Genomic DNA, 6,527 nt, shown 5'->3' with positions numbered 1-6,527 from the left:
TCGAGACCGTCAACAAGCGGCAGCTTGCTGGCAATATCTATCTGGCAAAGGTCACGCGGGTCGAACCCTCGTTGCAGGCCGCCTTTGTCGATTATGGCGGAAACCGCCATGGATTTCTGGCCTTCGCCGAAATTCACCCCGATTATTACCAGATCCCGGCCGCCGACCGTGAGGCGCTGATCGCCGAAGAACGCGCCTATGCCGAGGCGCAAGAGGCCGAGGAAAACACCCGCGCCCGCAAATCCGCCCGCCGCGCCAGCGCCAAGGCCGTGGATGCCGATGCCGTGACCACCTCGGACGAGATTCCGGGGATGGAGGTGGTCGATCACGGTGAAGATGACGCCGAATCCGGTGCCGATGTCACCGAAGATGCCGCGCCGCAGGATGCCACCGACAAGGACGACAGCATCGAATCCGTCGCCGACGAGGATGTGGCCGAGGAAATCCCCGCGCCGAAAAAGCCCCGCCCGCGCCGTTACAAAATTCAAGAGGTCATCAAGGTCCGGCAGATCATGCTGGTGCAGGTGGTCAAGGAAGAACGCGGTAACAAGGGCGCGGCGCTGACCACTTATCTGTCGCTGGCGGGCCGTTACTGCGTTCTGATGCCCAACACCGCGCGCGGCGGCGGCATCAGCCGCAAGATCACCAACGCCGCCGACCGCAAGAAACTGAAGGACATCGCGTCCGAACTTGAGGTGCCGAAAGGTGCCGGGCTGATTATCCGCACGGCGGGCAGCCAACGCACCCGCACCGAAATCCGCCGCGATTACGAATATCTGATGCGGCTGTGGGAACAGGTGCGCGAACTGACCTTCAAATCGGTCGCCCCCGCGCCGATCTATGAGGAAGGCGACCTGATTAAGCGGTCGATCCGCGATCTTTACAGCAAGGAAATCGACGAAGTTCTGGTCGAGGGCGAGCGTGGCTATCGCACCGCCAAGGACTTTATGAAGATGATTATGCCGTCTCACGCCAAAAACGTGAAACATTACGGCGATCAGATGCCGCTGTTCGCCCGTTATCAGGTCGAAAGCTATCTGGGCGGCATGTTTAACCCGGTCGTGCAGCTGAAATCGGGCGGTTATATCGTCATCGGCATCACCGAGGCGCTGGTGGCCATCGACGTGAACTCGGGCCGGGCGACCAAGGAGGGGTCCATCGAGGACACCGCCTACAAGACGAACTGCGAAGCGGCGGACGAGATTGCGCGCCAGTTGCGGCTGCGCGATCTGGCCGGGCTGATCGTCATCGACTTTATCGACATGGACGAGCGGAAAAACAACGCCGCCGTCGAGAAACGCTTCAAGGAAAAGCTGAAAAACGACCGGGCGCGGATTCAGATCGGCAAGATTTCCGGCTTTGGCCTGATGGAGATGAGCCGTCAGCGTCTGCGCCCCGGTATGCTGGAATCGACCACGCAGCCCTGCGCGCATTGCCACGGCACCGGGCTGATCCGTTCGGATGATTCGCTGGCGCTGACCATCCTGCGCGCAATCGAGGAAGAAGGCACCCGCAAGCGGTCTCGTGAAGTGCTGGTGCGCGCGCCGGTGGCGGTGGCGAATTTCCTGATGAACGCCAAACGTGAACATATCGCCGGCATCGAGGCGCGTTACGGCCTGTCGGTGCGGGTCGAAGCTGACCCGTCGCTGATCTCGCCCGATTTCGCGCTGGAAAAGTTCAAGACGGCCACGCGGTTCGTGCCCGAGGTTGCTTCGGTGGCGCTGTCGGTTGATGCGCAGATCATGGCGCAGATCGACGATGAGGATGATGCCGTTGCTGATGAAATCGCCGATGATGTGACCGATGAGGCGGTCGAGACCGAGGCGGCCGATGAAACCAACGGTAATGGCGAGGGCAAAAAACGCCGTCGTCGTCGCCGTCGCCGCAAGGGCAATGGCGAACGGGCCGAGGATGAGGCCGTAGCAGATCTGGACGCAGCCGATGACGCGGCCGATACGGACGGGGCCGAGCCGTCGGACAGCGAAGCGCCGGTCACAGACGAACCCGCTGCCGAGGCCGAGCCGGTGAAAAAGCCTCGCAGCCGTCGGGGTCGGGGTCGGAAATCGGCCAAAACCGACGAGGCGGGTGCGGATCAGGCTGCGGCGGCTGATGATGCGTCCACCGGGGCCGCGCCGGATCAGATCGCTGCGACCGGGGCGGGTGATGCCGCTGACAGCACCCCGGCGACGGAACTGGTTGACCTGCGCGACCCGGCACCGGCTGCCCTCGAACCGCTGGCGGATGCCACCGGCGCGGGTGAAGGCAAAGCCACTGCGGAATCCGAGGCGGCTGATGCAATCGAAGCTGAGCCCGAAGGTGATACCACGGTTCAGCCTAGCGCTGCGCCCGAAACAGTTGCTGCGCCCGAAACCGACGCCGCAGCGGAACCTGCCGCAGAGACCGCAGCACCGGACGCGGTGCCCGCGCCGCAAGCCTCGTCTGCCGATGCAACCGGCGCGCCCGAGCCTGCCGAACCCACCCGTCCCAAGCGGCGCGGCTGGTGGTCTGCCGGGGCGTAAGCTGATCCGGGGTGGTCGGGCTGTTGACGCAGCCGTGACCGCCCCCGCTCTGGCTTGTTTGACCTGACGCGCTAAGGTGCCGCCATGCTGGGAATGGAAATCGTCGATGCCGCCTTTTTGCCCGCCGCCTTTGTGGCGCTGCTGGCCGGTGTGCTGTCGTTCCTGTCGCCCTGCGTGCTGCCCATCGTGCCGCCCTATCTGGGCTATATGGCCGGGGTCAGCGTCAGCGGCCTGAAAACGGGCGAGCGCAGCGCGGTTCTGCCCGCCCTGTTCTTTGTCATGGGCCTGTCCACGGTGTTTTTGCTGATGGGGCTGGCGGCCTCGACCTTTGGGCGGCTGGTGCTGACCTATATGGATTGGTTGGCGCGGATTTCCGGCGTGATGGTGATCGTGCTGGGCCTGCATTTCCTGCGCGTGTTCCGCATCCCTATTCTGGATCAAGAGGCGCGGATGCAGGCGGGCAAGGGCGATGGCGGCGCCTTGGGGGCCTATGTGCTGGGGCTGGCCTTTGCCTTTGGCTGGACACCTTGCATCGGGCCGATTCTGGGGATGATCCTGTCGCTGGCCGCCTCGTCCGCTGATGCCAGCCGGGGTATGGGCCTGCTGGCAGTTTATGCGCTTGGGCTGGGGATTCCGTTCCTGCTGTCGGCGCTGTTCATCAACCGCGCCATCGGGCTGATGAACCGGATCAAGCCCTATCTGGCCACCATCGAACGCGCCATGGGGGTGCTGTTGATTGTGGTCGGGGTGATGCTGTTGACCGGGGCGTTCGCTTCGGTGTCGTTCTGGCTGCTGGAAACCTTCCCCGGTCTGGCCTTGCTGGGTTAAGCCCAGCTTGGCGGGCGTTTTTCCAGAAAGGCGGTGATGCCTTCGTCGGTATCGGGCAGCAGCATGTTTTCGCACATCACCGCCCCCGCGCTGCCATAGGCACCCGCCAGCCCCTGCCCAAGCTGATCGTAAAAGGCGCGCTTGCCCATCTGCACGGCGGCAGGCAGCTTGGCCGCGATGGTCTGCGCCAGTTCCATCGCTGCATCGGGCAGCGCATCGGCTTGGGTCACGCGGTTGACCAGCCCCAGTTCGCGGGCGCGGTCGGCGTCGATGAATTCGCCGGTGGTCAGCATCTCGAACGCGGCTTTGTGGGGCACGGCGCGGGTCAGGGCAACCATCGGGGTGGAACAGAACAGCCCGATATTCACCCCGTTCACGCCAAAGCGCGTGCCCTGCGCCGCCACGGCCAGATCGCAGGCGGCGACCAGTTGGCAGCCCGCCGCCGTGGCGATGCCATGGACTTGCGCGATGACAGGCTGGGGCAGGGCGGGGATCATCTGCATCATCCCGGCACAGCGGGTGAACAGCGCGTCAAAGGCCGCCCGCCCCGCATCGTCATCGCCACGTGCCGCCTGCATCTGCCGCAGATCGTGCCCGGCGCAGAACGCCTTGCCCTCCCCCGCCAGAATCACCACCCGGATGCCGTCGTCCTGCGCGATGTCGCGCAGCGCCGCCGACAGCGCATCAATCATATCCAGCGACAGCGCGTTGAAATTGGCCGGGCTGTTCAGCGTCAGATGTGCCACGCGCGCCCTGTCGTGGCGCAATACCAGTTCGGTCATCTTGTCATCCTCTCCCACTTTGGTCAGCTTAGGCGCGACAGGGGCAGGAGGGAAGAATGAGCTTGGCCATGGATGCGGTGGCGCTGAACGCCTTTCTGCGCGATGATTTTCCGCAATGCCCGGATGGCGTCAGCGTGGAGGCCGTCACCGCAGATGGCGCGACCCTGCGGCTGCGGATCGAGGATCAGCACCTGCGCCCTGGCGGCACGGTCAGCGGGCCGACCATGTTCATGCTGGCCGATGTGGCGGTCTATGTGGCGATTTTGGCGCGGATCGGGCCAGTGGCCCTTGCCGTGACCACCGGCGCCAGCATTGATTTCATGCGCAAGCCTGCGGGCGGGCGCGATTTGCTGGCCGAATGTCGCCTGTTGAAACTGGGGCGGCAACTGGCGGTGGGTGATGTGCTGATCCGGTCCGATGGCGATGCCGCGGTGGTCGCGCGCTCAACCATGACCTATGCCATTCCCCCGCGTGCTGTGGCGGATCATTCCCGCTGATTGTGCGGTCCAGAACCCGGCCCAGAACATAATGCCAGCCAGCTTGGCGAAATCTTCGAGTAGCAGACCGAACTGCGAATAGGTCTGGAATTCGTCCACGACCAGAGACGCGGCAAAGAACAGCATCGCGATGGCCAGTGTCGGCAGGCGCAATGTCAGCAATCCCGGCAGAAAGCGCCGCAGCACCCACAGCGCCAGAATGGCATAGAAGGCCAGAACCGCCATTTCCGGAATGCCCAAGCCGGGCAGCACATGTTCATGCAGCAGGAACTGATCGTCGATGGCCAGCCACAGTGACAGCAGCGACACCGGCAGCAGCGTGGATCGCAGATCGGGCCGCACTGCCGCCGCCAGCCCGGTGACCGCCGCCGCGAACACCCAGCCCATCACCCCGATGATCGACACCGCGCCGGCATAAATGGGAAGATTGAAATGCGTGGCAGGGTCGCGCACCAGCTCGGCCACGGTCCAATGCCCACCGCGATGCCCCACCACCGTCGCCGCCAGAATAACCGCGACGATCATCCCCGGCAGCACAAACCGTGCCACGGTCCCGTATTCTGCCGCCGCAGGCATATGATTGCGCTCTGTCACCATCTGATCCCCCTTAACATCTGTCCGCGTCATACGCGCCCAAGGCATAACGCGGTGCCGACAGAAAAATTTCCCGAAATCGTCATAAAACAGCAATGTTTACGTAAAGGAAGGGCTAAACTTTGGGGTATTTTAATACCAATATTGTAACGCAATGTTTTCCATTATAAAAATGTCACTCATGACGCTTGACCTGCACGGCGCTTTGCTGGAAAAGCACACGATCTTTCGCTGATCCGCCGAATCAACGCGGCCGATCATTTGTGAATCTAAGGACCACGGCATGAAAACCTACACCGCTAAACCGGCGGAGATCGAAAAGAAGTGGATCCTGATCGACGCCGAGGGTGTCGTTCTGGGCCGTCTTGCCACGATCGTGGCTTCGCGTCTTCGCGGCAAGCATAAACCGACCTTCACCCCGCACATGGACATGGGTGACAACGTCATCATCATCAACGCCGACAAGGTGCAGATGACCGGCAACAAGCGGGATGACAAGAAATACTATTGGCACACCGGCCACCCCGGCGGCATCAAACACCGCACCGCCCGCCAGATTCTGGAAGGCGCGCACCCCGAACGCGTGGTGTTCAAAGCGGTCGAGCGGATGATCTCGCGCAACAAGCTGGGCAAGCAGCAGATGACCAATCTGCGCGTCTATGCCGGTGCGGAACACCCGCACGAGGCGCAGCAGCCCGAAGTGCTGGACGTCAAGTCCCTGAACGCCAAGAACACCCGGAGCGCGTGATATGGCCGAAGATATCAAATCCCTCGACGATCTGAAGTCGGCCGTCTCGGGCACACCTGCCGAAACCGCCGCCCCCGCCCCGACCCGTGAGCCGCAGCGCGACCAGCTGGGCCGGTCCTATGCCACCGGCAAGCGTAAAGATGCGGTCGCCCGCGTCTGGGTCAAGCCGGGTTCCGGCAAGGTCGTGGTCAACGGCAAGGACATGAGCGAATATTTCGCCCGTCCGGTGCTGCAAATGATCCTGCGCCAGCCGTTCGAAGTGGCGGGCGTCACCGGCCAGTATGACGTGCAGGCTACTGTCAAGGGCGGCGGTCTGTCCGGTCAGGCCGGTGCGGTCAAGCATGGCATCAGCCAGGCGCTGCAACTGCATGAACCCAGCCTGCGCGCCGCGCTGAAAGCTGCCGGCTTCCTGACCCGCGACAGCCGCGTGGTGGAACGGAAAAAATACGGTAAGGCCAAGGCCCGCCGCAGCTTCCAGTTCTCCAAACGCTGATCCGCGTTGTTGCGAAAACAGAAAAAGCCCCGGTTCTCCGGGGCTTTTTGTTGTGTGCCGGGGCAG

General features: G+C 63.1%; 7 protein-coding genes. 5 read left to right on the top strand and 2 right to left on the bottom strand.

The genetic code is table 11. From position 1 onward, the window contains the following. Both Q4G22_RS14350 and Q4G22_RS14345 read left to right on the top strand, forming a co-directional pair. A partial coding sequence (locus Q4G22_RS14350; protein ID WP_303386573.1) for a ribonuclease E/G occupies positions 1–2,519 on the top strand: 2,519 nt, incomplete at its 5' end. A gap of 84 nt (positions 2,520–2,603) precedes the next feature. Further along, positions 2,604–3,347, top strand: coding sequence for a cytochrome c biogenesis CcdA family protein (locus tag Q4G22_RS14345; RefSeq protein ID WP_303386572.1), 744 nt, complete (start codon positions 2,604–2,606; stop codon positions 3,345–3,347). On the opposite strand, the gene Q4G22_RS14340 is transcribed toward Q4G22_RS14345, so the two are convergent. Continuing rightward, a complete protein-coding gene (locus Q4G22_RS14340) occupies positions 3,344–4,129 on the bottom strand; it encodes an enoyl-CoA hydratase (RefSeq protein WP_303386571.1) in 786 nt (261 codons plus the stop codon). The genes Q4G22_RS14345 and Q4G22_RS14340 overlap by 4 nt on opposite strands. Positions 4,130–4,185: 56 nt before the next feature. Between Q4G22_RS14340 and Q4G22_RS14335 the strand changes: the two genes are divergently transcribed. Beyond that, positions 4,186–4,626, top strand: a complete 441-nt coding sequence (locus Q4G22_RS14335) for a PaaI family thioesterase (RefSeq protein ID WP_303386570.1) — start codon at positions 4,186–4,188, stop codon at positions 4,624–4,626. Here the strand turns inward: Q4G22_RS14335 and Q4G22_RS14330 are convergent. After that, on the bottom strand, positions 4,573–5,220 hold the full coding sequence (locus tag Q4G22_RS14330) for a hypothetical protein (protein ID WP_303386569.1): 648 nt from the start codon (positions 5,218–5,220) through the stop codon (positions 4,573–4,575). The genes Q4G22_RS14335 and Q4G22_RS14330 overlap by 54 nt on opposite strands. Before the next feature lie 283 nt (positions 5,221–5,503). Here Q4G22_RS14330 and rplM point away from each other — a divergent pair, with 283 nt between their 5' ends. Then, entirely contained in the window at positions 5,504–5,968 is a 465-nt protein-coding gene (gene rplM, locus Q4G22_RS14325) for a 50S ribosomal protein L13 (protein ID WP_303360787.1), read from the top strand. Position 5,969: 1 nt separating this feature from the next. Beyond that, a complete protein-coding gene (gene rpsI / locus Q4G22_RS14320; protein ID WP_303386568.1) occupies positions 5,970–6,461 on the top strand; it encodes a 30S ribosomal protein S9 in 492 nt (163 codons plus the stop codon). Positions 6,462–6,527: the final 66 nt, after the last annotated feature.

This window comes from Paracoccus sp. (in: a-proteobacteria) (assembly GCF_030538655.1).
Lineage (GTDB): Bacteria > Pseudomonadota > Alphaproteobacteria > Rhodobacterales > Rhodobacteraceae > Paracoccus.
The sequence above is the reverse complement of the archived record's forward strand: the minus strand, read 5'-3'. Positions and strand labels throughout refer to the sequence as shown.